The sequence below is a fragment of the Pseudomonas sp. BIGb0381 genome (assembly GCF_024809815.1).
Classification (GTDB): Bacteria; Pseudomonadota; Gammaproteobacteria; order Pseudomonadales; family Pseudomonadaceae; genus Aquipseudomonas.
The window spans coordinates 1,009,799-1,031,733 of the sequence record NZ_JANUEN010000001.1 but is presented as its reverse complement, the minus strand read 5'-3'; the positions used below and the strand labels follow the sequence as shown (position 1 = coordinate 1,031,733).

Below are 21,935 nucleotides of genomic sequence, written 5' to 3'. Positions count from 1 at the left end.
CGTGCTGTGAGCTTTCCTGACACAGGTGTATTGCAGAGTTTTCCGATGACACTCACTCATCGCAACGCGACAATCTTCACCATCGCTCCCACCGACCACAGAACGCAGCAGGCGATTCAGGACCTGATCGACACGCGACACCAACTGACAGACCGCATCAGCGCACCGCTCAAAGGGAAGGAAGCCACCCTGTTCGCCAAATCCCAGCCGCTGGACAGCCTCAGACCCAAATTGCGAGTGACTTTCGGGCGCGCCAAGCGAGACGGTGCGTTTGACTGGCCGGTCGAAGAGGTCATCAACACCCTCGGCGCCCAGAAACGCGGTGCACCGATTGCTGGCTTGTATGGGTTCGGTTACCGAAAGTCAGCGCTTGGCCTGATCCAGGAATTCTTCATCTTTACCGAGATGCTGGAGGGTTACCTTAATGGCCTGGAATGGCTCAAGCAGGAGCGTGACATTCAGAGCCTGATCACCGCGTCGTTCAAACTGTTGCGCTGCCTGCATAGCAAAGGCGTAGTGCACATGGACTTCTGGGCAAACAATGTGATGATCAACCTGGAGCAGCCGACGCACGCCAAGGCCATCGACCTGGAAAACTGCTTTCTCTCGCCAACGGATTACTTGTCCGAGGTGCTGGCGTTTCAATTTGGGTTCTATTATAGGCGGGAGATTTTCCGGTTCATGATCGAAGAGGATTACGACCGGAGGGTGCTGCAAGAACTTGGCAACTACGACGGCGTTGATCGCGCTCGCTTTGACGAAATCTACACGTCAAGCAAACATGAAAACATCAGCCGCCGCGCCAGGCGCGAGATTTTCCATAAAGGGGTTGTGGTAACGGGCTGACTCACCTCCCCCAGCGACAAGGGCGCTTGCCCCGCGGGGCTATATGCGATGCGCCATCAATCATCATGCAACAGCCCCGACCCATACTCCCCATAACGACTCCCCAGCGCACTGCCGCCAAAATTCATCTTCGCGGCCTTGCTGGGGCTGTGGTCCCCAAACGCCTGGCATCCGCCTGAAAAGCAAGGGTCACTGCTCGCGCCGGACGAACCCGATGAGCAAGCACCCAACAGCAACGTGCCAGCAATCATCGCGACTTTGACGAGGTTCGAGATCATTTTTCAGTTCCCTAGGAGCTGGAGGCGCGGGGGGCCTCTCTTGAGCAAGATCGTAGACCTCAACGGTGTAGGGAATTATGAAACTTTGCTGGCTGTCAGGGAGGGTTCAGGTTGCCGCCTTGGCGGGGATGCCAGGTTTTCGGAGGCGTTGGCAATGATATAGTCCGTCAATGTCCACCCCATCGAAGCCCTGAACATGTACACCATCGAAGTATTTGAATCCAACCCAAAGGGCCGCGACTTCGTGGTGGGTGATATTCACGGGCATTTCAAGCTACTCGCGTCACTCATGAAAAAAGTAAACTTCAACACACTACAGGATCGCTTGTTTTGTGTGGGCGACCTTATTGATAGAGGCCCTGACTCTATAGACGTATTGAAGTGGCTCAGCGAACCCTGGTTTTACGGCGTACGCGGTAACCACGAACAGATGCTTCTTGATTGCCTCTGCGGTCGTGGCGACATCAACAGGCACACACGAAACGGCGGAGCGTGGCTTTACGCGCTGTCGCCCAGTGTCCAGACCGAGATTTACAACGTACTGCAAACGCTCCCAGTAATGATTGAGATCGGCTTATCGGATGGTCGAAAAATCGGCATCGTCCATGCTGAAGCGTTTCTTTCATGTGCAACCCATAGTTGGCAAGACGCCAAAGACGCTATCAGTGGAGTGCGAGGGGAAACCACGCAACAACTAGCGTTGAAAACCGCACTCTATGCCAGGGAAAAAATAGAGCAGCAAAACCAGGCAGCGATCATAGGTTTGGATAGGTTATATGTGGGCCACTCGACAGTCCCTCATGTGCATGCATTGGGCAATGTCGTTTATATCGATACGGGTTGTTCTTTTTCGGACGGCGCGTTGAGTTTGATAGAGATGGAAAGTGGAGAGGTTGCGCATGTGAGCATGCATTCATTGCATGACTCTCTCGGGGTCAGCTCGCAGTAGTCACTTGAACGTGAGCAAATATTTCCCTAAGGGATTATGACTCTATGCTGGGGACAGCCCCTCCAGTGTCCATTTCCACGAGCTAAGTGGCCCAATAGTCTCGTAGTAATTCAGACGCGGTGCGCGGATGGAATTGAGTCGTGCATACCTGCCCGCGCCCCAGAAGCCCACTGATGGAAAAATCTAGGGGGCGGGGGTGAATAAACGCAAAAGGGAACGCCCCTGTCGGAACGTCCCTTCTTCCTCACTCAGCGACGAAAAAGACGGTCTAGAACCAACAGGGCAACTGCACCAATCGCGATTGCCGCAACTGGTTTTTCTTTAACGAATGTAGATACGCTGTCCAGTGCGTCGCCATAGGCTTGTGTCAGCTGTCCAGCTGCTTGCCGACCAGCACCTTCAGCTTCCAGCTTCGAATCACCAAACAGTTTCCCAACTGCGCTCTGCGCTTTGCCGGCAACCTTTTCAACAACACCTTCTACCTGTTCGCTCTTCATGATTCACCAAACCTTCGTGTGTGATTGAGTAACCCAGAATAAACCTGGGCTTGAGGCAACCTTCACGGCATTAGGGAGACTCTGGTAATGATTAGTTCAAAGTTGATGAGGCTCACAGGTGGCCAGCTATCATTAACTCGAAAACTTGAAGGAAACAGCCCCCGCTGACGGCATGCAGACGCCCTCAGCAAGACTCCATGTAGCAGCCCCATTAAGATAAGTTGGCATGTTCTGTCTTACTTCGACCGAGAATCCTGCGTGGCCAGTTAAACTTCTGAGTAGCCCAGCAGTCGCGCATAGACGTCAGTGCAGCAGTGAAAAGCTGTCCTGAATCCACTAAGCCGCAGAGAAGAACGCCACTTTAGCGGTAAGACGATCCGCCAAACCTGATAGCTCGATGCTAGCTGCCGCCACTTGGCGCGCGCCGTTGGCAGACTCAACAGTCGAACCATGAATGCGGTTGATATTTTCAGCGACCTCATCGGTCACACTACTCTGCTGCACGGAGGCGCTCGCGATCTGGGCGTTCATATGACTGATTGCGGCAACCTGCTCGCTGATCCTTGCCAATGCATGCTGCGCACTGCGGGTTTGTGTGACCGTTTGGCTCGCTAGCTCGCAACTATCGCGCATAGTTTGGGATGCCGTTTCGGTACCCAATTGCAGCGTACTGATCATCTCCCGAATTTCCTCGGTCGACTGCTGTGTACGATTGGCCAAAGAACGTACTTCGTCAGCTACCACCGCAAACCCACGCCCGTGCTCCCCAGCTCTCGCCGCCTCAATGGCAGCGTTCAAGGCGAGCAAATTGGTTTGCGAGGCGATAGCGTTGATGACGTCGATCACTGACGCGATATTTTCACTGTGTTTGGACACCTGGTTCACGGTAGCAGTGGTTTGCTCAAGCGTTACTGCCAACTGTTCAATGGCAAGCGTGGTACTTGCAACCAGCTTGTTCCCACTTCCCACTTCAGTATCAGCCAACCGGGAGGCGTCAGCTGCCTGCGCGGCATATCCAGATACTTCATTAACCGTCGCCGCCATTTGCATTATGGCTGCGGCCACCTGCTCGGCTTCGCGGGTTTGTAAGCTGGTCTGCTCATTGTTAGCCGATGATGCGGCAGACAACTGGGTGGAGGAGTGATTGACCTCTTGGGCCGCCTTACGTACTTGCTGAATAGTCTCTCCGAGATGGCCTAGCGCGTTTTTCAGGACGCCCATCACACTGCCGGGATAATCTGTGGAAATGGTCTGATTCAGATCACCAGCTGCCAGTCGCTCGATGGCCAATGCAACGTCTGTGGGCTCAGCACCCAGCGTGGATTTAACGAAGTGAATAATTACAGCCGACAACGTGATGCTCAGCAGCAAAGCAATACCTGTCGCTATAAGCATCAGCGTACTGAACTGACTGGCGGTTGCCTGCACTGCGCCCAGCTTTGCCTTGATTGATGCTTCCTCGTAGTCGATCAGTGCATTGACGCGTTTCAGCCACTCACTGTAATCCAAAGACGTTTGACGCATCAGCAGCGCCTGAGCTCCAGGTATGTCACCCGCTTGGCGCAGGGAGATTACCGCCCTGGTGGAGTTAAGGGTTTGTTGTTCGATGTCCTTGATAGCGCTCAGTAATCGAACCTCCTCGCCTGTTACGCTTGCGCCCTTGAACAACTGATCCATTGGAGCCGCCGAGTCGGAGTAGGCCTTTTCCAAGGCTGTGACCTCCGATAAGTGTTTTGCCAAATCCGTATCAGTCGTCACCAGCACAGCATCCCGAATAGCGATGGCTCGGTTATGGACACTGCCTCGAAAATTGATTGCATAGCGCTGCACCTTGGCGGCATTTTCGCTGACGTCTTCCAAGGTGGAGTCAATGAACGCAACGCGGTGAATGCCGATGGCGGTTATCAACATGAGCAGCGCCAGGATGGCTGCGAAACTAAGCCCTATGCGTGTGGCCAACGACAGCGTTTTCTTCATGGCTAGCTCGAAAATATGACCTGTACAGGCCTTTGTTGATTTGGAAGAAGCGAACGGTACTACCAGCCCATTACGCTTGATGCCTTGACGATACGTCGACGCAGAAAGGTCATCCAGTTAGCAATACACACCGCCATGATAGCGTATAGCTATCATCATGATGCGTATGTTCTGCAGTGGCCTCGCGATTTACTTAGAGCATTTTTGCGCGGCTATGGCAGTAGGAGCTAATGAGGGAGGTCGCAAAGCCAACGGTCATTAGATCGCCACGTGGGTACCCGCAAGGCAGTTGAAGGTGAACAATTTTGAAAAAGAGTGAGCTTCCAGTAAAAACCTGCCTTACCTGCGGCCTTCCCTTCACTTGGAGGAAGAAATGGACGCGCTGCTGGGAGGAGGTTCGTTATTGCTCTGAGCGCTGCCGACGCAGTAAGCCTGCTAACTGCTGAGCCAAAAGGGGGGTCAGGTTGCCGCCTTCTTGGGGTAAGGCGGCAGGGTCGGGTGTCAGGCTGTGGCCGTGCTGGACGTCGCTTCGACTTGCTCTTGAGCTCGGTCGACAAGCAGAGAGCTCAACTCGATCAGTTGCTGAATGCCCAAAGCGATGGAGCGCTGGGATGCCGCCCAAGCAGACGAGAACAGAAGCGCCGCGTCTCATTTCAGAATCATTGAGGTGAAGCGCCTACGCTTCCGCCTGGAAAAAGGGCGCAGCGCGTAATCGACACCGACTACGATATACCGCGCAATGACCACCTTCAGATCCTCAGAGACGAATTTCACATGCCACAATTACCCGCATACACTTCGGGCGCATACCACGCCTCCCCTACACCCACGATGCATCCCTGATAAACTGCCCACCATTCGCCTCGTTGACTCAGATTCCCAATGCCCCCACAAACCGCTCCCCTCTCCCGCCGCTTTTCCGTCGCACCGATGATGGATTGGACCGACCGCCACTGCCGGTTCTTCCTGCGCCTGCTCTCCAAGCACGCCCTGCTCTACACCGAGATGGTCACCACTGGCGCGATTCTCCACGGTGACCACGACCGCTTCCTGCGCCATAACGAAGCCGAGCACCCTCTGGCGCTCCAGCTCGGCGGCAGTGTCCCCGCGGACCTGGCCGCCTGTGCCCGTATGGCCGAAGCCGCCGGTTACGACGAGGTGAACCTGAACGTCGGCTGCCCGAGCGACCGGGTGCAGAACAACATGATCGGCGCGATCCTGATGGCTCACCCGGTCCTGGTGGCCGATTGCGTGAAGGCGATGCGTGATGCAGTGTCGATTCCGGTGACGGTGAAGCACCGTATCGGGATCAATGGTCGGGATAGTTACGCCGAGCTGTGTGATTTCGTCGGGACGGTGAAGGACGCCGGCTGCACCAGTTTTACCGTGCATGCGCGGATTGCGATTCTTGAGGGCTTGTCACCGAAGGAAAACCGCGACATTCCGCCGTTGCGTTATGACGTGGCGGCACAGTTGAAGCGGGACTTCCCCGAGCTGGAAATTGTGCTCAACGGCGGGATCAAGACGCTGGAGCAGTGCCATGAGCATTTGCAGACGTTTGACGGGGTGATGCTGGGCCGGGAGGCTTATCACAATCCGTATCTTCTGGCGGAGGTGGATCAGCAGTTGTTTGGCAGTGAAGCGCCGGTGATCAGCCGAGCTGAGGCGTTGGCGCAGTTGCGGCCTTATATTGCTGAGCATTTGGCGACTGGCGGGACGATGCATCACATTACGCGGCATGTGTTGGGGTTGGGCACCGGTTTCCCTGGGGCGCGCAGATTCAGGCAGTTGTTGTCGGTGGATATTCATAAGGCTGCGGATCCGTTGGCATTGCTGGATCAGGCTGGAGCTTTGTTGGAAGGGCGTTGATTGGATAGCTTGCAGGGGGTCAGTTGGTTATTGGATGAGCTGACATACTGCCATCGGGAGCAAGCTCCCTCCCACATTTGGTGCGGTGTGTGTCAGGGAAGGCCTCAGTTGGCATGAAGGCGTTATCCTACATCGGGCAGTTGGGTTGAACCTGTCGGCCGTTCTGGCCTCCTATTCAGCAGTACGGCCGGGCATTCAAACGGCTGTTTTCAGGTTGTTGCCCTCGCAAACGATCGAACGCATTTGCGCCCTTGAGCGCCTGTCGGCGCTCGGGTAATGTCATCAGACCCATAGGACAGAGCACGCCCATGACTTCCAAGCTGGAACAACTCAAGCAATTCACCACTGTCGTAGCCGATACCGGCGATTTTTCTACCCTCGCCAAGCTCAAGCCCCAAGACGCCACTACCAACCCTTCCCTGCTGCTCAAGGCCGCGTCGATTCCGGGCTATGCCAAGCTGCTGGATGAGTGTGTGCAGGACTGCAACGGCGATGTCGGCCTGGCCAGCGACCGTTTCGCGGTGGCGGTGGGTCAAGAGATCCTTAAAGTAGTACCAGGGCGCATCTCCACCGAGGTGGACGCCCGTCTGTCGTTCGACACTGACGCCGTACTCAAGCGTGCGCACCGTCTGATCGACCTGTACGACAAAGCTGGGGTTAGCCGTGACCGCGTGCTGATCAAGATCGCGTCCACCTGGGAAGGCATCCGCGCGGCGGAGAAGCTGGAAAAAGAAGGCATCCAGACCAACCTGACCCTGCTGTTCTCGTTTGCCCAGGCTGTGGCGTGCGCAGAAGCCGGCGTGTTCCTGATTTCACCGTTCGTAGGCCGTATCTACGACTGGTACAAGAAAGCCAATGGCAACGACTACACCGGCGCTGATGATCCGGGCGTGCAGTCGGTGACGCGCATCTACAACTACTACAAGGCTAATGGCTACAAGACCGTGGTGATGGGTGCGAGTTTCCGTAACCTGAGCCAGATTGAAGAGCTGGCCGGCTGTGATCGCCTGACCATCAGCCCGGACCTGCTGGAGAAGCTGGCGGCGGATGAAGGCAAGCTGGAGCGCAAGTTGTCGCCAGGGCATGCCGGGGAAGCGCGGGTACATCTGACTGAAGCGCAGTTCCGTTGGGAGTCCAACGAGGATGCAATGGCGACTGAGAAGCTGGCGGAGGGGATTCGTCAGTTTGCTCGGGACCAGGAGAAGCTTGAGGCACTGTTGTCCGCCAAGCTGTAAACGGCGGAGGCGGCAAAAAGGGCGGTACCTGTGAGGGTACCGCCCTTTTTTGTCTCAAGCCGATCTCAGTTCAACGGTGGGAGGGGGCTTGCTCCCGATAGCGGTGAGTCCGTTATGAATGTGCTGACTGACACGGCGCTATCGGGGGCAAGCCCCCTCCCACAATTGGCATGTGTTCGACAGACGGATCAGTGACGCTCGAGGGCGTTGACGAGGTCGTGGAAAGCTTCGCGGTTGGACTCGTTGAGGCCCATCAGGATCTTGTGCGCTTCCAGCACCTTGACCCGTACGACTTCCTCGGACTGGTCCTGAGACGGCAGGTCGGTGAGGCACTCCGGGCACGGAATCGGGCGATCAACGATGTTGAACACTTGGTCGAAGCCCATGGACTGCAACAGACGGGTGATGTCTTCGTGGGTGGTGACGACGGTCGGCAGCAGGCCAACCTTCTGCCGAGACAGAATGGACAACTTGGCCAACAGCCCAAGGGTGGTGCTATCGATGCTGCGGGTTTCGGTCAGATCGATCACGATCGCCGAGAAATTCAACGCCGTGAAAATCCGCTCAATCGTCGCATCCAGCGCCGAACACAAGGTCAGGCGCACTTCACCGACAAACTTCAGGACGAAGGTCCCGTCTTGCTCGGCGAATTGGATTCTTCCGGTACTCATCAAAGATTCCTGCTCAACACCAATAGGGCGATATCATCCGGCATCTCCCCTAGCGTGGCCAATCCAAAAACCTGCCGCAGGCCATCCAGGCTGCCGCCCGCCGACTTGACCTTTTGGGGCAAGGCAGCTTCTTTCTCTTTGAGTGTAGGCTCTGGAAGAAGGTCCAGGATGCCATCGGACATCAGCGTCAGGCTGAACGTCGGCGGCAGCTCGAGGATGTGGTCTTCATAGGTGGCTTCATTGAACAAGCCTACGGGCAGACCACGCCCTTCCAGGTAACGCACACTGTCGGGAGTGTATAAAACAGGCATCGGCAGGTGACCGCCGATGCTGTAGGTCAAAAGACCGGTTTCTTCATCAATCACGCCGCCCACCATCGTCACGTGCTTGCCCAGCTTGCAGCTGATCAGGCCTCGGTTGATGTGGCCCAGCACCTCGGAGGGGGTGAACTCCGGCAAGGTGCCATTGCGCTTGGATTCGAATAACAACCGTGTGGTCATGAACTTCAACAACACGGTGACAAAAGCAGAGGAAGCTCCATGGCCGGAGACATCGGCCAGGTAGAACGCGACACGACGCTCGTCTACGCGGAAATAATCGACAAAATCGCCCGACAGGTACAACGACGGGATGATCTGGTGAGCAAACTGGAATTCGTCGATGCTCCAGGGGCTGACCGGCAGCATGTTCATCTGCACCTGGCGACCGGCGTTCTGGTCTTCCTGGAGCAGGTTAAGGCTGGCTTCGAGTTCGCGGTTGGCGGTTTCGAGCTTTTCGCGGTAGCGCTGGTTCTCTACCAGCAGGCGCGCACGATCCAAGGCGCGGCGCACAGAGTGCTCCAGTACCGCCAGGTCTTCGAGGGGCTTGATCAGGTAGTCGGCAGCGCCCAGACGCAACGCCTCGACGGCATCGTTCATGACGCCCGCACCGGACACGACAATCACCGGCGTCTGCGGGGCAAGCTCAGTCACCTGGCGAATCAGCTCCAGGCCGCCCATCTGGGGCATGCGCAGGTCGCAGATCACGAGGTCGGGCTGGTCGCGCTCGAATACCTGGAGACCCTGTTGGCCATTACTGGCCTGCAGGACGCTGAAGCCACTGTCTTCCAAATAGGCCGCAAGGCTCGCGCGCACTACTTCGTCGTCATCGATTATCAGCAGCGTGGCACTGGTTTTTTGCATGTGGGCAAACGGCGCCAGAATTAGGTTGGCGTAGGCGGCTCGGCAATGGCCGGACTCACGTACTGGATTCGCTTTCTAGCCTCTCTGTCCTACAACGCAATGGGATTTTTCCCATGCACAACCGTAAAGCAGAGGTGCCCTTCTAAGGCGCAGACGGTACTCCCATCCGCCAGGGGTTTCAAGCTCATGCCGATGGTCGCCGGGCGTCTTTACATCGCAAATCACCCGGAGTTATAAGAACAGCCAAGACCACAACACAAAGTAAGGATGGAACCGATGAGCGAACACGAGCGCGACTACGCCGAAAAACGCGATTTCATCCGCATGCGGGTGGATGCCGAAGTATCGTTGCTCCACGAAGGCCAGGAGTTTGCCGGGGTTTGTGTGGACCTTTCCAGCTCCGGGATGCAGGTGCAGGCACCGCGCCAGTTCACCGTGGGGGACCTGCTCACCGTGCGCATTGATTCAGAGCACGCGGCGCTCAAGGGCCTGGAGGCTGACACGGAAGTGGTCTGGACCAAAACGGCGAGCGACGAGCAACAACTGGGACTTAAGATCCTGAAAATGCGCTGAAACCCGCGCACAAAAAAGGCGACCGCCAAGTCGCCTTTTTTTCATTTCAAAACATCACAGCTTAAAAGTCGTCGACGACCTTGCCGTCCTTGACCTTGAACTCGCGGTTCTGCAGGTAAGCATTGCGGATAAAGGTGTACTTGTCGCCGGTGATCAGCTTCTCGCTGTCGAGCAGGCTGGCACGGGTGTCAACGATGTTCAGGCCCATGGTGCTGTTGCGCCAGCCGATATCGTTCATATAGCGGTACGGTTGGGTGTAGCTGTCCACGTATTTGGACGGCGCGTCACGCAAGGTGCTCGGGCCCAGCAGCGGGATCATCACGTAGGGACCGCTGCCCACGCCCCAGTAACCCAGGGTCTGGCCGAAGTCTTCATCACTGCGTTGCAGCCCCATTTTGGTGCCGACGTCGATAAAGCCCAGCACGCCGAATGTGGTATTAACCAGCAAGCGCGCAGTGTCGACCCCGGCATTGTGGGGTTTGAGCTGCAGCACGTTGTTGGCCAGGTTGCCGACATCGCCGATATTGCGCAAGAAGTTGTGGATACCGTCTTCGACAAATTGCGGAGTGATCCACTGATAGCCTTGGGCCAATGGCTTGAGGGCGTAGGTATCAACGGTGTCGTTGAAGGTGAAGATCGGGCGGTTGACGCTTTCCCATGGATCATCTTCCGATGCAGCCTGTGCAGCGAAAGGCGCCAGCAGGACAGTGGCACACACCGACAGCTGAGCGAAGTAGTGGCTCCAGCGCATAGCTTTTGCTCCTTGAATGGTCTGTCATGGGCGCTATGCCCTGAATAAGGCCGTCAGTATATGACGGAAGTGTCCAATTAGGCAGCTTCTAGGAATCGTCCTAACACAAATGGACAATTTTCCTACAATTAACCCGCCTGTCATCTACTTGTCATCCTGCCCCGATAGCGTCACAGCTATTTCAGGGATGTCGACATGCCTCACGCCGAGATAGCCATCGCCAACGCGCCCGCCTTGACTGCCGTTCTGTTTGGCCTGAGTGGTTGCCTGGTGGACTTTGGTTCCCAGGCGCGCACCGATTCACCCTCCCTGCACTCCCAAGCCACACCCGGCGCCCTGAAAATCCTGCGCAGCCTCAAGGAACAAGGCATCCCCTGTGCCTGGCTGGATGAACTGCCGCCTTCGGTGACCACACCACTGGCCGCCGTACTGCCCGGCTGGCTCAAGGCCGCATCCCCCTCATCGATCCGCTGGCCCGCCCCTCATGCGTGCTGGCAAGCCTTGATGGAACTCAACATTGAACGCCTGGAAGGTTGCGTACTGGTCAGCGGCGAACCACGCTTGCTGCAATCGGGGTTGAATGCCGGTTTGTGGACCATTGGCCTGGCGTCCTGTGGTTCGCTGTGCGGCCTGGCGCCTGAGCAGTGGCAGGCGCTGAGCGACAAGGAACGCGAGCACAAGCGCGGCAAAGCCACCGTTGAGCTCTATGGGCTGGGGGTACACTCGGTGATCGATCACCTCGGGGAACTCGGCACCTGCCTGGCCGACATCAGCCTGCGCCAGCTCAAAGGCGAGAAGCCCTGATCAAGATCATGCACAGTCGGCGCCCGTGGATTAATCTACAGGTCACCCCGTAGACCTTTCACGGCGTGCCGTGGTCTATGCCAGTGCCTATCGATAAAAGGAAGAACGTCATGCCTGATCGCAAAAAACTGGAAGAACAGGTCGAGATCCTGCGCGGGCAGCTGGAACAGGAACCCCCGCTGTCGGAAGAAAAACGTGAAGCGCTGCAAGCCTTGATTGCCAAGTTTGAATTGCAACTTGAACTTGAACCGGCCACTCAGACGCCGAGTATTTCCGACGATGTGAGTCAAGCTGCCATAGAGTTCGACGCTGAGCACCCGGTGATTTCCGGGACACTGCGCAATATCATGATCACCTTGGGCAACATGGGGATCTGACCCGAACCCAAGCCAGGCGCAGAACCAAAAGGTAGGAGAGGGCCTGCCCCCTCCCACCTTTGTTTACTGACGGGCCAGGCGCACGTTCTGGAACGCCACATCCTCAGTACTGCGGTAAGGATTGATATCCAACCCACCCCGCCGCACATAGCGCGCATACACCGTCAACTTCTCCGGCTTCAGCAAACGCTGCAGGTCGAGGAAAATGCGCTCCACGCACTGTTCATGGAAATCCGAGTGCTGGCGAAAGCTCACCAGGTATTCCAGCAAACTCCCGTGATCCAACGCCGCACCGCGGTACTCCACCACAACGCTGCCCCAGTCGGGCTGGCTGGTGACCGGGCAGTTGGACTTGAGCAGGTGGCTGTGCACGCTCTCCTCGACAATGCGCGAGTCATCGCAACGCAGCAGCTCCGGGCGTGGGTGTTCGTAGTTGCTGACACTGATATCCAGATCATCAATGCACACGCCCGGCAACGCCATCACGCCTTCGGCCTCAATGTCGGCCAAGCTGCGGATACGCACGGTAACAGGCTTGCCGGCGGCGGCACTGAGGTCGGTACGCAGGGTCGCTTCCAGGCTTTGCACATCGGCAAACGCGGTCTGGTTGAGCGAGTTGAGATACAGCTTGAACGACTTGGACTCGATGATGTTCGGCGAGTCGGCCGGGATGCTGAACTCACCGATGGCCACCACCGGCTTGCCCGACGGCAGCAACCAGGACAACTCGAAGCAGTTCCAGAAGTCCACGCCCTTGTACGGCAGGGTCTCGGCGCTCAGGCCCAGCTCGGTCCATTTGGCGGCGCGTGGAATCGGGAACAGCAACGAAGGGGTGTAGGTGGAGATGTATTCACTGGACTTGCCCAGCGGCGAATGTTCGGCTGCGGGATGCATGGCGGAAACCTGGCTAAATAAACCGCGCCAGTCTACCAGCCTTTGCCACCGCCCTTAAGAAACGCCTTACTCAACGGTCAGCTTGCCGACCATGCCCGCCTGGTAATGACCGGGGAGGTTGCAGGCAAACTCCAGGCCGGTGGCCTTGGTGAACGTCCAGGTCAGCTCAGCGGTCTTGCCGGGCTCCACCAATACGCTGTTGGGATCGTCGTGCTTCATGCCGCCCATTTCACCGTGGCCCATGGCACTGTGATCCATCTTGCCCATCCCCGTGGAGGTGAGCATGCCGCTGGCCTGCATCTGCAACATTTCCTTCTGGTGTTCGGCATGCATCGCCGCGTCACCGAGGTTGAATTCATGCAACAACTGACCTTTGTTGATCAGTACAAAGCGCACCGTCTCACCGGCCTTGACGTCCAGGGACTTGGGCGAAAAGGAAATATCCTGCAGCGTCACTTCCACAGTACGCGTGGCCTTTTCAGTCGGTGCCGGCTGGCCGAACGCGTAGGTATGGGCCGCATCCGCCATGGCATCGAAACTCAACGCCAACAGGCAGCCCGCCAACAACAGGGGTGTACGCAATGCCATCTCGATTCTCCAAAAAGTGTGCAATCTGCTTGGACAGCACTCTAAGAGTGCGCCGCTGCCAGCCAACTGACTGCTAGATTACAACTTTGTCAGGTTGCGCCCTTCCCCTGGCACCCAAGGTATAAAGCCCCTCGTTAACTGTTGCCAAGAGCCGCCCATGAAATTGCTGATCGTCGAAGACCAACCGAAAACCGGCCACTATCTGCGCCAAGGGCTGGCCGAGGCTGGTTTCACCACCGAACTGGTGGCCGACGGCACCAGCGGCCAGCACCTGGCGCTGACCGGCGATTATGACCTGTTGATCCTGGATGTGATGCTGCCCGGTCGCGACGGTTGGCAAATCCTGCAAGCGGTGCGCAGTGCCGGCCTGGAGATCCCGGTGCTGTTTCTGACCGCCCGGGATGCCGTGGAAGATCGCGTGCATGGCCTGGAACTGGGCGCCGACGATTACCTGGTCAAGCCCTTCGCCTTCTCCGAACTGCTGGCGCGTATACGCAGCCTGTTGCGCCGTGGCAGCAGCACGCCGCAGGAAACCGCCCTGCAACTGGCCGACCTGCGCCTGGACCTGATCCGCCGCCGCGTCGAACGGGACGGCCAGCGCATCGACCTCACCGCCAAAGAGTTCTCCCTGCTGGAACTGCTGCTGCGCCGCCAGGGCGAAGTACTGCCCAAGTCGCTGATTGCCTCCCAGGTGTGGGACATGAATTTCGACAGTGACACCAACATCATCGAAGTCGCGATCCGGCGTCTGCGCCTGAAAGTCGACGATCCCTTCCCCACCCAACTGATCCATACCGTGCGCGGCATGGGTTATGTACTGGAGGAGCGGAGCCATTGATCCAGCGTCTGTCCCTGGCCAGCCGCCTGGCCCTGCTGTTTGCAGCGTGCACTGCGGTGGTCTCGTTGCTTGCGGGCGTACTCTTTAACCGCGCCAGCGAGGCGCACTTCATTGAATTGGACCAGCAGCAACTCGACAGCCAGTTGGTAGCGCTGCGCAGTACCTTGCAGGGGGTCAACTCGCCTGCGTTGTTTGCCCAGCGCGAGCAACAGTTGCGCGTGGAGCTCAATCGCCAGCCCGAACTCGCCCTGCGCATAACCGCAGGCGGCCAGCGTTGGCTTGATGATGCGCCCGGCGTCACACTGCCCGAGGGCCCTGGACTGCATAGCCTGCAAAACGCCGGGACCGACTACCGCGTCTACAACGTGCCGCTGATGGCGGGCCAACCCGACTCGCCGCAACTCAGCCTGGTGCTCGACATCACCCACCACCAGCACTTCCTGCAACGCATGCAGCATTTGATCTGGCTCACCGTCGGTCTCTCCGCCCTCGCCACCGCCGTGCTCGGTGCCTGGGCTGCACGCAGTGGCTTGCGCCCGTTGCGGCGCATGGGCGAAGTGGCTGCCGGTGTTTCGGCCCACTCCTTGACCCAGCGTCTGCCTCAACAGCAAATGCCGGCGGAATTGGCCGAACTGGCCCAGGCCTTCAATGCCATGCTGGGGCGTTTGGACGATGCATTCCAACGCCTGTCGGCCTTCTCCGCCGACATTGCCCATGAACTGCGCACGCCTCTGTCGAACCTCTTGACCCAGACCCAAGTCATCCTGACCCAACCGCGCCCCTTGGAGGATTACCGCGAAGCGCTGCACAGCAACCTGGAAGAGCTGCAATGGATGGCGCAGTTGGTGAATGACATGCTGTACCTGGCCAAGGCGGACCACGGCTTGCTGATACCCAAGTGCGAGCCGTTGGCGCTGGCGAATGAAGTGGAGGCGTTGCTGGAGTTTTTCGCGTTGCTGGCAGAAGACGCACAGGTCTCGCTGGTACGCGAAGGCAGCGCGCAAACAGCCGGCGATCGCGGCATGCTGCGCCGAGCCCTGTCGAACCTGCTGGATAACGCCCTCAGGTTTACCCCGGCCGGCGGCCAAGTGCGCGTGCGGATGGTTGAAGGCGTACGGGGCGTGACAGTGACGGTAGAAAACAGCGGGGAAGGTATTCCAGCGGACGTGCTACCGAGGTTGTTCGACCGATTCTACCGCGCGGACCCGGCGCGCCATGAAGGCAGCAGCGAGCATGCAGGACTGGGGTTGGCGATTACCCAGTCGATTGTGCGGGCCCATGGTGGGAGGATTTTTTGTGAATCCGGGGCGGGGTGGACAAGGTTTGTGATTGAGTTGCCGAAGGTAAATTGATGCAAGCCGGGCCGGCCCTATCGGGGGCAAGCCCCCTCCCACACTGTGATCTGTGAATACATTCAAATGTGGGAGGGGCTTGCCCCCGATAGCGGACTTAAAGACTACGAATACCTAAGGGCATGCGCCGGCTCAATCTTCGCCGCCCGATACGCCGGGTAAATCGTCGCCAGGAAGCTCAACACAAACCCGGCCGTACAAATCAGCACCACATCTCCACCTTGCAATTCCGAAGGCAGGTTGCTGACGAAGTACACGTCCGAACTGAAGATATGCTGCCCGCTCACCCGCTCCAGCCAGCCCACCAGTTCACTCACGTTCAGCGCGGCAATCACGCCCAGCACGCCGCCGATCAGGGTGCCGACAATGCCGATCACCGTGCCCTGGACCATGAAGATCGCCATGATCTGCCGTGGCGTGGCGCCGATGGTACGCAGGATCGCGATGTCCGCGCCCTTGTCGTTCACCACCATGATCAGCGTGGCGATAATGTTGAACGCCGCGACGGCGACGATCATCAGCAACAACAGGCCGATCATGGTCTTTTCCATCTTCATCGCGCTGAACAGGCTGCCCTGGGTGTGGGTCCAGTCATCGGGCTTGTAGCCTGCACCCAGGCTGGCGGCGATGTCCGCCGAGACCTTGGGCGCTGCGTACAGGTCTTTCAACGCCAGGCGCACGCTCTGCACCTGGTTCGGTTGCCAGTGCTGTATCTCGGCGGCGTCAGCCATGTGGATCAGGGCCATGGAGCCATCCAGCTCGGCGCCGACCTTGAAGATACCCACTACGTTCAGACGCTGCATGCGCGGGGTGATCCCCCCCGGCGCGCTGCTGATTTCCGGGACGATCAGGGTCAGTTTGTCACCCACATTCAGGCGAAAACGCCGGGCAGTGATTTCGCCGACCACCACGCCGAACTCGCCAGGCTTCAGGTCTTCCAGTTTGCCCTGCACGATATGCTGGGCCACGATCGACACCTTGCCTTCCTGGGCCGGGTCGACGCCGCTGATCTCGATCGGCTGCATCGCGCCCTTGTAGGAGAACATGCCGTCCATCTGCGTGAACGGTACGGCGGCAGTCACTTGCGGATTCTTCATCGCCGCAGCGGCCACCGGCTGCCAATCATCGATCGGGTTCACCCCGACGATGGTGGCGTGGGGCACCATGCCAAGGATGCGCGAGCTCATTTCGCGCTGGAAGCCGTTCATCACCGACAGCACCACGATCATCGCCAGCACGCCCAGGGCGAGGCCGATCATCGAGGTCATCGAGATAAACGAAACAAAACGGTTGCGGCGCTTGGCGCGGGTATAGCGCGTGCCGATGAAAATCGATAACGGTCTGAACATTCGCGGGCACCGTTGGAAAAATAGAAAACCCGGCGTCAGGCACCGGGCTTGAAACAGGTCAGATGGCGACCAGATGACCTTCCTGCAGATGCAGTACGCGGTCCATCTGGCGGGCCATGCTCATGTCATGGGTCACCACCAGGAACGCGGTGCGCATCTGGGTGCTCAGTTCCAGCATCAAGTCCTTGATGCCCTGGGCGGTGTGAGAGTCGAGGTTGCCGGTGGGCTCGTCGAGCATCACCAGCCCCGGGTTGTTCACCAGGGCACGGGCAATCGCCACACGCTGGCGCTCACCGCCGGACAGTTCGGCCGGTTTGTGCTCCAGGCGATGGCCGAGGCCGACGCGCTCGAGCAACGCCTTGGCACGCTGACGCGCTTCCGGGATCGCGGTCTTGCCGATCAACAGCGGCATGCACACGTTTTCCAGGGCGGTGAATTCCGGCAACAGGTGGTGGAACTGGTACACAAAGCCCAACGAGCGGTTGCGCAACTGGCCACGGGCCTTTTCATTCAAGGCCGACAGTTCTTCACCGGCCAGCCATACACTGCCCTGGGACGGCGTATCAAGGCCGCCCAACAGGTTGAGCAAGGTACTTTTGCCGGAACCGGAACTGCCGACGATCGCCACGCGCTCGCCGGGATGAAGTTCCAGTTGCAGGTTGGACAGCACCACAACCGACTCCGGGCCTTCCTCGTAGGATTTGCCCAGGTTGCGGCAGCTCAGGATTGCTTTTTCACTCATGCCCGATTCACTCATAACGTAAGGCCTGTGCTGGCTGGGTACGTGCCGCGCGCCAGGCTGGATACAGGGTGGCAAGGAAACTCAGGACCAACGCGGCGCCGCCCACCATCAGCACGTCCTGGGCTTGCACCTGGGACGGCAGGTAATCGATGAAGTAGACGTCGGCGTTGAGGAACTTGTGGCCGATCACCTTTTCAAGCAAGGCGATGGCGGCACTGACGTTCAGCGCGGCCAAAATGCCTACCGCGGTACCGATCAAGGTGCCGACCACGCCAATCACGGTGCCCTGCACCATGAAGATCGCCATGATCTGCCCCGGCGTGGCGCCCAGGGTGCGCAGGATGGCGATGTCGCCTTTCTTGTCATTCACCACCATCACCAGGGTGGAGATGATGTTGAAGGCGGCAACGGCGACGATCAGCAGCAACAGCAGGCCGATCATGGCTTTTTCCATGCGGATGGCCTGGTACAGGTTGCCGTGGGTGCGGGTCCAGTCGCGGGCGTAGTACTGGCTTTCACCCAGGTGCTGGGCGATTTCCCAGGCGCCGCGCGGGGCATCGAACAGGTCGTTGAACTTCAAGCGCAGGCCCTGCACCTGGTCCGGCTGCCAGCGATGCAGGCGGGCCAGGTCGGTGAGGTTGGTCAGGCCGAGGTAGCCGTCGATCTCGCCGGCGCCGACGTGGAAGGTACCGACCACGGTAAAGCGCTTCATGCGCGGGAACATGCCGGCCGGCGTCACGGTGACTTCCGGGGCGACGAAGGTCAGCTTGTCGCCGATGCCCACGCCGAGTTTGGCCGCTGCCTTGTCACCGATGACAATGCCAAAACTGCCGGGGGCCAGATCGTCGAGTTTGCCCTGCAACATGAACTTATCGATGATCGAGACGTTGCGTTCCTGGGCCGGGTCGATGGCATTGAGCAGGATCTTCTGCACCTTGCCGTCATTGGTCAGCAGCCCCTGCATCTGGGTAAACGGCGCGACGGCCACTACCTTGGGGTTCTGCTTGACCTTGGCGGCCAGGCTTTGCCAGTCGCTGATGGGCGCATCGCCCTCGATGGTCGCGTGGGGCACCATGCCCAGCACGCGGGTGCGCATCTCATGATCGAAGCCGTTCATCACCGACAGCACCACAATCATCACGACCACGCCAAGGGCGAGACCGATCATCGAGGTCAAGGAAATGAACGACACAAAATGATTGCGACGCTTTGCACGGGTATAACGCGTGCCAATAAATACGAAGAGAGGTCTGAACATGTCGGGGCTTGTTCGGAGGAAAAGAAGACGTCCCGGTGGCGGGGTCTGGTAAGCAGCTTTACACTCAGACCATTACCGTTACCTGGGGTTCGCCATGTCGACATTAGATGAAGAAGAGCGCCGCGAATACTACCGTATCGACGACATGATCGCACTCCAAATCAAAAGCCTGTCTGCCCCCGAAGCGGCGAGCAAGGAAGTGTTGCTGGATGATTCACCGCTGTTCAATCTGCTCAGTGAACTGCACCTGAGCGAATTTGAAGCCCAGCACCTGCTGCGCCAGCTCAGCGAGAAGGATCGCACCCTCGTCGCCTTTCTCCGCGTGCAGAACAAACGCCTGGATTTGCTCAGCCAAATCATGGCCCGCGGCCTGCTGGATGAGGTCGGCGCCCCGCAGCCGGTGATCATTTCCGAGGGCGGCATCGATTTCCAACACCCCTCCCCCCTGACGGTGGGTGCGAACCTGGCGGTCAAGCTGGTGCTGATGCCCCAGGCGCTCGGCCTGCTGCTGCGCGCGCGGGTCACCCATTGCGATCCCAAGGGCACGGGCTTTGACATCGGCACGGAATTCGCAGCCATGACCGATGCCCAACGCCAGCTGCTGGCACGCTACATCCTGCAGAAACAGGCGCAGGAACGGCGCCTGGCGCGGGAACAGAGCGACGCCCAGGACACCTGAATTCGTATTTACCCCGCCAGACAACCTGGCGTAAAGGAGCAACTGTGACCCTGATCTACGGCCACCGCGGTGCCAAAGGCGAAGCACCGGAAAACACCCTGACCAGCTTCCAGGAGTGTCTCAAGCACGGTGTACGCCGTTGCGAACTGGATTTGCACCTGTCCATGGACGGCGAGCTGATGGTCATCCACGACCCGACCCTCAAGCGCACCGCCGACCGACGCGGCAAAGTCGTCGAGTATTCGGCGGCAGACCTGGTCAAGATGGACGCGCGCAAGGGCGGCCCGGGCTGGGTCAAGCCTTGCCCGATTCCGCGCCTGGAAGAGCTGTTCGAACAGTGCGACTTCGATCACTGGCAACTGGAAGTCAAAAGCGCCTCGCGCACCCGCGCCGCGACCACCGTGCTGGCCATCCGTGAGATGGCCGTGCGTTTCGGCCTGATGGACAAGGTCACCGTGACCTCAAGCTCGCGGGAAGTGTTGAAAGCAGCGGTTGAACTCACCCCCGACCTGTCACGCGGACTGGTCGCCGAATATGCCTGGCTCGACCCGTTGAAGGTCGCGCAGAACTATGGTTGTGAGATTCTGGCGTTGAACTGGACGTTGTGCACCCCCGAACGTCTGGAAAAAGCCCAGCGCCAGGGCCTGCACGTGTCCGTGTGGACGGTCAACGAACCTGCGCTGATGCGCAGGCTCGCCGACTTCGGCGTAGATAGCCTGATTACAGACTTTCCCGGTTTGGCCACTGCCACCCTCGAGAATTACTGAAATCGGTCTCCCCGGCCGGCTCAGGCCACCGGCCGGAGCCGCTCAAAAAAGCCGGTTGAGGCCGTCGTAGGCCGCTACCCGATAGGCTTCGGCCATGGTCGGGTAGTTGAACGTGGTGTTCACAAAATACTTGAGGGTATTTTGCTCACCCGGCTGGTTCATGATCGCCTGGCCGATGTGCACGATCTCAGAGGCCTGGTAGCCGAAGCAATGCACGCCGAGGACTTCCAGGGTTTCGCGGTGGAACAGAATCTTCAGCATGCCTTGCGGCTCACCGGCGATCTGCGCACGCGCCATGCTCTTGAAGAACGCCTTACCCACTTCGTAAGGCACCTTGGCCTTGGTCAGTTCGTGCTCGTTCTTGCCGATCGAGCTGATCTCGGGAATCGTGTAGATCCCGGTGGGCACGTCGTTCACATAACGCCAGCTGCCGTTGTCGACGATGCTGCCAGCGGCCGAACGGCCCTGGTCATGCGCCGCACTGGCCAGGCTTGGCCAGCCGATCACGTCACCGGCACCGTAGATGTTGGTCACGCAGGTGCGGTAGTTCTCGTCGACTTCGATCTGGCCACGGTTGTTGACCTTGACCCCGATGTTTTCCATGCCCAGCTTGTCGGTGTTGCCGGTACGGCCGTTGCACCACAACAAGGCGTCGGCCTTGATCTTCTTGCCGGACTTGAGGTGCAGGATCACGCCGTTGTCCAGGCCTTCGACCCGCTCGTATTCTTCGTTGTGACGCACGGTGATGTTGTTGTTGCTGAAGTGGTAACTCAACGCCTGGGAAATTTCCGAGTCGAGGAAGCTCAGCAACTGGTCGCGGTTGTCCACCAGTTCCACCAGTACACCCAGGCCGCTGAAGATCGAGGCGTATTCACAGCCGATCACACCGGCGCCGTAGATGATCAGTTTGCGCGGGGTATGGCCCAGGCTGAGGATGGTGTCGCTATCGTAGATGCGCGGGTGGTGGAAATCGATATCCGCCGGGCGATATGGGCGCGAACCGGTGGCGATGATGATGTGCTTGGCCACCAGCGTCTCGACCACGCCGTTGGCGCACACCACTTCGACGGTTTGCTCGTCGGCGAAGCTGCCGGTGCCGAAGAACAGGTCGACACGGTTACGGGCGTAGTACCCGGTACGCGAAGCGACTTGCTTGGAGATGACCTTCTCGGCGCTTTTCAGCACGTCCGGGAACGAGAACCAGCGCGGCTCACCAATCGCCCGGAACATCGGGTTGGTGTTGAACTGCATGATCTGGCGCACCGAGTGACGCAAAGCCTTGGACGGGATGGTACCCAGGTGGGTGCAGTTACCGCCGACCTGGCGACGGCTATCGACCATCGCCACCTTGCGCCCTGCCTTCGCGGCGTTCATCGCCGCACCTTCTCCAGCCGGGCCGGAACCCAGTACCACCACGTCGTAGTTGTAGACAGCCATGCGTACTCCTCAGAACAGGCCAG

23 protein-coding genes and 3 pseudogenes are annotated in these 21,935 nt (G+C 58.7%); 12 read left to right on the top strand and 14 right to left on the bottom strand.

Translation table 11 applies throughout. From position 1 onward, the window contains the following. Positions 1 to 6: 6 nt before the first annotated feature. Entirely contained in the window at positions 7 to 846 is an 840-nt protein-coding gene (locus tag M2397_RS04885) for a lipopolysaccharide kinase InaA family protein (protein ID WP_131698964.1), read from the top strand. A gap of 56 nt (positions 847 to 902) precedes the next feature. Here M2397_RS04885 and M2397_RS04880 read toward each other — a convergent pair whose 3' ends face one another. Further along, complete coding sequence (locus M2397_RS04880; protein ID WP_167656121.1) at positions 903 to 1,124, bottom strand: hypothetical protein; 222 nt, start codon at positions 1,122 to 1,124, stop codon at positions 903 to 905. 196 nt (positions 1,125 to 1,320) lie between these two features. Between M2397_RS04880 and M2397_RS04875 the strand changes: the two genes are divergently transcribed. Then, positions 1,321 to 2,073: a metallophosphoesterase gene (locus M2397_RS04875; RefSeq protein WP_167656120.1), complete on the top strand. Its 753-nt coding sequence runs from the start codon at positions 1,321 to 1,323 to the stop codon at positions 2,071 to 2,073. A gap of 248 nt (positions 2,074 to 2,321) precedes the next feature. Here the strand turns inward: M2397_RS04875 and M2397_RS04870 are convergent, their stop codons facing one another. From M2397_RS04870 to M2397_RS30360, 3 genes and pseudogenes are all read right to left on the bottom strand, one after another. Next, positions 2,322 to 2,570 (bottom strand): CsbD family protein, encoded by a 249-nt coding sequence (locus M2397_RS04870; RefSeq protein WP_167656119.1) that lies wholly within the window; start codon positions 2,568 to 2,570, stop codon positions 2,322 to 2,324. A 336-nt stretch (positions 2,571 to 2,906) separates the two neighbouring features. Next, a pseudogene (locus M2397_RS30365) lies at positions 2,907 to 3,428 on the bottom strand (methyl-accepting chemotaxis protein); the annotation flags it as partial. Between the two features lie 609 nt (positions 3,429 to 4,037). Beyond that, a pseudogene (locus M2397_RS30360) lies at positions 4,038 to 4,547 on the bottom strand (MCP four helix bundle domain-containing protein); the annotation flags it as partial. 305 nt (positions 4,548 to 4,852) lie between these two features. Here M2397_RS30360 and M2397_RS04860 point away from each other — a divergent pair. Beyond that, entirely contained in the window at positions 4,853 to 4,993 is a 141-nt protein-coding gene (locus M2397_RS04860) for a DUF2256 domain-containing protein (RefSeq protein ID WP_131698960.1), read from the top strand. Positions 4,994 to 5,048: 55 nt separating this feature from the next. Here the strand turns inward: M2397_RS04860 and M2397_RS30355 are convergent. Beyond that, positions 5,049 to 5,159: pseudogene (locus tag M2397_RS30355) on the bottom strand (DUF6124 family protein); the annotation flags it as partial. 270 nt (positions 5,160 to 5,429) lie between these two features. On the opposite strand from M2397_RS30355, the gene dusA reads away from it, so the two are divergent. Together dusA and tal are read left to right on the top strand one after the other, a co-directional pair. Beyond that, positions 5,430 to 6,416, top strand: a complete 987-nt coding sequence (dusA, locus tag M2397_RS04855) for a tRNA dihydrouridine(20/20a) synthase DusA (protein ID WP_145334833.1) — start codon at positions 5,430 to 5,432, stop codon at positions 6,414 to 6,416. 308 nt (positions 6,417 to 6,724) lie between these two features. Continuing rightward, complete coding sequence (gene tal / locus M2397_RS04850; RefSeq protein WP_053136503.1) at positions 6,725 to 7,651, top strand: transaldolase; 927 nt, start codon at positions 6,725 to 6,727, stop codon at positions 7,649 to 7,651. A 188-nt stretch (positions 7,652 to 7,839) separates the two neighbouring features. Here the strand turns inward: tal and rssC are convergent, their stop codons facing one another. Then, positions 7,840 to 8,322, bottom strand: coding sequence for an anti-sigma factor antagonist RssC (rssC, locus tag M2397_RS04845; RefSeq protein WP_003172602.1), 483 nt, complete (start codon positions 8,320 to 8,322; stop codon positions 7,840 to 7,842). Continuing rightward, the gene (gene rssB / locus M2397_RS04840) at positions 8,322 to 9,503 is read right to left on the bottom strand and encodes a two-component system response regulator RssB (protein WP_131698958.1); all 1,182 of its coding nucleotides are present in this window, start codon (positions 9,501 to 9,503) and stop codon (positions 8,322 to 8,324) included. Before rssB ends, rssC begins: the two co-directional genes overlap by 1 nt. Before the next feature lie 276 nt (positions 9,504 to 9,779). On the opposite strand from rssB, the gene M2397_RS04835 reads away from it, so the two are divergent. Beyond that, entirely contained in the window at positions 9,780 to 10,076 is a 297-nt protein-coding gene (locus M2397_RS04835; RefSeq protein ID WP_259242373.1) for a PilZ domain-containing protein, read from the top strand. A 61-nt stretch (positions 10,077 to 10,137) separates the two neighbouring features. On the opposite strand, the gene M2397_RS04830 is transcribed toward M2397_RS04835, so the two are convergent. Then, positions 10,138 to 10,827 carry a VacJ family lipoprotein gene (locus M2397_RS04830; protein ID WP_259242372.1) on the bottom strand — a complete coding sequence of 230 codons (690 nt, stop codon included), beginning with the start codon at positions 10,825 to 10,827 and terminating at the stop codon, positions 10,138 to 10,140. A gap of 195 nt (positions 10,828 to 11,022) precedes the next feature. Here M2397_RS04830 and M2397_RS04825 point away from each other — a divergent pair, with 195 nt between their 5' ends. Together M2397_RS04825 and M2397_RS04820 are read left to right on the top strand one after the other, a co-directional pair. After that, on the top strand, positions 11,023 to 11,631 hold the full coding sequence (locus M2397_RS04825) for an HAD family phosphatase (protein WP_131698955.1): 609 nt from the start codon (positions 11,023 to 11,025) through the stop codon (positions 11,629 to 11,631). Positions 11,632 to 11,741: 110 nt separating this feature from the next. Further along, positions 11,742 to 12,008 (top strand): DUF4404 family protein, encoded by a 267-nt coding sequence (locus M2397_RS04820; protein ID WP_065928147.1) that lies wholly within the window; start codon positions 11,742 to 11,744, stop codon positions 12,006 to 12,008. 63 nt (positions 12,009 to 12,071) lie between these two features. Here M2397_RS04820 and queF read toward each other — a convergent pair whose 3' ends face one another. After that, the gene (queF, locus tag M2397_RS04815; RefSeq protein ID WP_131698954.1) at positions 12,072 to 12,902 is read right to left on the bottom strand and encodes an NADPH-dependent 7-cyano-7-deazaguanine reductase QueF; all 831 of its coding nucleotides are present in this window, start codon (positions 12,900 to 12,902) and stop codon (positions 12,072 to 12,074) included. A 66-nt stretch (positions 12,903 to 12,968) separates the two neighbouring features. Continuing rightward, complete coding sequence (locus tag M2397_RS04810; RefSeq protein WP_131698953.1) at positions 12,969 to 13,490, bottom strand: plastocyanin/azurin family copper-binding protein; 522 nt, start codon at positions 13,488 to 13,490, stop codon at positions 12,969 to 12,971. 157 nt (positions 13,491 to 13,647) lie between these two features. Here M2397_RS04810 and M2397_RS04805 point away from each other — a divergent pair, with 157 nt between their 5' ends. Both M2397_RS04805 and M2397_RS04800 read left to right on the top strand, forming a co-directional pair. Beyond that, positions 13,648 to 14,328: a heavy metal response regulator transcription factor gene (locus M2397_RS04805; RefSeq protein ID WP_131698952.1), complete on the top strand. Its 681-nt coding sequence runs from the start codon at positions 13,648 to 13,650 to the stop codon at positions 14,326 to 14,328. Continuing rightward, positions 14,325 to 15,680: a heavy metal sensor histidine kinase gene (locus tag M2397_RS04800; protein ID WP_259242371.1), complete on the top strand. Its 1,356-nt coding sequence runs from the start codon at positions 14,325 to 14,327 to the stop codon at positions 15,678 to 15,680. The genes M2397_RS04805 and M2397_RS04800 overlap by 4 nt, the downstream gene beginning before the upstream one ends. A 104-nt stretch (positions 15,681 to 15,784) precedes the next feature. Here the strand turns inward: M2397_RS04800 and M2397_RS04795 are convergent, their stop codons facing one another. The 3 genes from M2397_RS04795 to M2397_RS04785 are packed head-to-tail and all read right to left on the bottom strand — an operon-like array spanning position 15,785 to position 19,029. Then, complete coding sequence (locus tag M2397_RS04795; protein ID WP_259242370.1) at positions 15,785 to 17,029, bottom strand: lipoprotein-releasing ABC transporter permease subunit; 1,245 nt, start codon at positions 17,027 to 17,029, stop codon at positions 15,785 to 15,787. A gap of 58 nt (positions 17,030 to 17,087) precedes the next feature. Further along, complete coding sequence (gene lolD, locus M2397_RS04790; RefSeq protein ID WP_024074097.1) at positions 17,088 to 17,771, bottom strand: lipoprotein-releasing ABC transporter ATP-binding protein LolD; 684 nt, start codon at positions 17,769 to 17,771, stop codon at positions 17,088 to 17,090. 7 nt (positions 17,772 to 17,778) lie between these two features. Then, positions 17,779 to 19,029: a lipoprotein-releasing ABC transporter permease subunit gene (locus M2397_RS04785; RefSeq protein ID WP_027604228.1), complete on the bottom strand. Its 1,251-nt coding sequence runs from the start codon at positions 19,027 to 19,029 to the stop codon at positions 17,779 to 17,781. A 94-nt stretch (positions 19,030 to 19,123) separates the two neighbouring features. On the opposite strand from M2397_RS04785, the gene M2397_RS04780 reads away from it, so the two are divergent. Both M2397_RS04780 and M2397_RS04775 read left to right on the top strand, forming a co-directional pair. After that, positions 19,124 to 19,708: a PilZ domain-containing protein gene (locus M2397_RS04780; RefSeq protein WP_131698949.1), complete on the top strand. Its 585-nt coding sequence runs from the start codon at positions 19,124 to 19,126 to the stop codon at positions 19,706 to 19,708. 44 nt (positions 19,709 to 19,752) lie between these two features. After that, the gene (locus M2397_RS04775; RefSeq protein ID WP_131698948.1) at positions 19,753 to 20,475 is read left to right on the top strand and encodes a glycerophosphodiester phosphodiesterase; all 723 of its coding nucleotides are present in this window, start codon (positions 19,753 to 19,755) and stop codon (positions 20,473 to 20,475) included. Between the two features lie 42 nt (positions 20,476 to 20,517). Here M2397_RS04775 and sthA read toward each other — a convergent pair whose 3' ends face one another. Continuing rightward, complete coding sequence (gene sthA / locus M2397_RS04770) at positions 20,518 to 21,912, bottom strand: Si-specific NAD(P)(+) transhydrogenase (RefSeq protein WP_090407744.1); 1,395 nt, start codon at positions 21,910 to 21,912, stop codon at positions 20,518 to 20,520. Positions 21,913 to 21,935 lie beyond the last annotated feature (23 nt).

Bases quoted from the DNA above. Each gene is read 5' to 3' on its own strand.
- M2397_RS04795 (WP_259242370.1), bottom strand. From the start codon at position 17,029: ATGTTCAGACCGTTATCGATTTTCATCGGCACGCGCTATACCCGCGCC.
- queF (WP_131698954.1), bottom strand. From the start codon at position 12,902: ATGCATCCCGCAGCCGAACATTCGCCGCTGGGCAAGTCCAGTGAATAC.
- lolD (WP_024074097.1), bottom strand. From the start codon at position 17,771: ATGAGTGAAAAAGCAATCCTGAGCTGCCGCAACCTGGGCAAATCCTAC.
- dusA (WP_145334833.1), top strand. From the start codon at position 5,430: ATGCCCCCACAAACCGCTCCCCTCTCCCGCCGCTTTTCCGTCGCACCG.
- M2397_RS04875 (WP_167656120.1), top strand. From the start codon at position 1,321: ATGTACACCATCGAAGTATTTGAATCCAACCCAAAGGGCCGCGACTTC.
- M2397_RS04880 (WP_167656121.1), bottom strand. From the start codon at position 1,124: ATGATCTCGAACCTCGTCAAAGTCGCGATGATTGCTGGCACGTTGCTG.
- rssB (WP_131698958.1), bottom strand. From the start codon at position 9,503: ATGCAAAAAACCAGTGCCACGCTGCTGATAATCGATGACGACGAAGTA.
- tal (WP_053136503.1), top strand. From the start codon at position 6,725: ATGACTTCCAAGCTGGAACAACTCAAGCAATTCACCACTGTCGTAGCC.
- M2397_RS04810 (WP_131698953.1), bottom strand. From the start codon at position 13,490: ATGGCATTGCGTACACCCCTGTTGTTGGCGGGCTGCCTGTTGGCGTTG.
- M2397_RS04830 (WP_259242372.1), bottom strand. From the start codon at position 10,827: ATGCGCTGGAGCCACTACTTCGCTCAGCTGTCGGTGTGTGCCACTGTC.
- M2397_RS04870 (WP_167656119.1), bottom strand. From the start codon at position 2,570: ATGAAGAGCGAACAGGTAGAAGGTGTTGTTGAAAAGGTTGCCGGCAAA.
- sthA (WP_090407744.1), bottom strand. From the start codon at position 21,912: ATGGCTGTCTACAACTACGACGTGGTGGTACTGGGTTCCGGCCCGGCT.
- rssC (WP_003172602.1), bottom strand. From the start codon at position 8,322: ATGAGTACCGGAAGAATCCAATTCGCCGAGCAAGACGGGACCTTCGTC.
- M2397_RS04825 (WP_131698955.1), top strand. From the start codon at position 11,023: ATGCCTCACGCCGAGATAGCCATCGCCAACGCGCCCGCCTTGACTGCC.
- M2397_RS04805 (WP_131698952.1), top strand. From the start codon at position 13,648: ATGAAATTGCTGATCGTCGAAGACCAACCGAAAACCGGCCACTATCTG.
- M2397_RS04785 (WP_027604228.1), bottom strand. From the start codon at position 19,029: ATGTTCAGACCTCTCTTCGTATTTATTGGCACGCGTTATACCCGTGCA.
- M2397_RS04835 (WP_259242373.1), top strand. From the start codon at position 9,780: ATGAGCGAACACGAGCGCGACTACGCCGAAAAACGCGATTTCATCCGC.
- M2397_RS04780 (WP_131698949.1), top strand. From the start codon at position 19,124: ATGTCGACATTAGATGAAGAAGAGCGCCGCGAATACTACCGTATCGAC.
- M2397_RS04820 (WP_065928147.1), top strand. From the start codon at position 11,742: ATGCCTGATCGCAAAAAACTGGAAGAACAGGTCGAGATCCTGCGCGGG.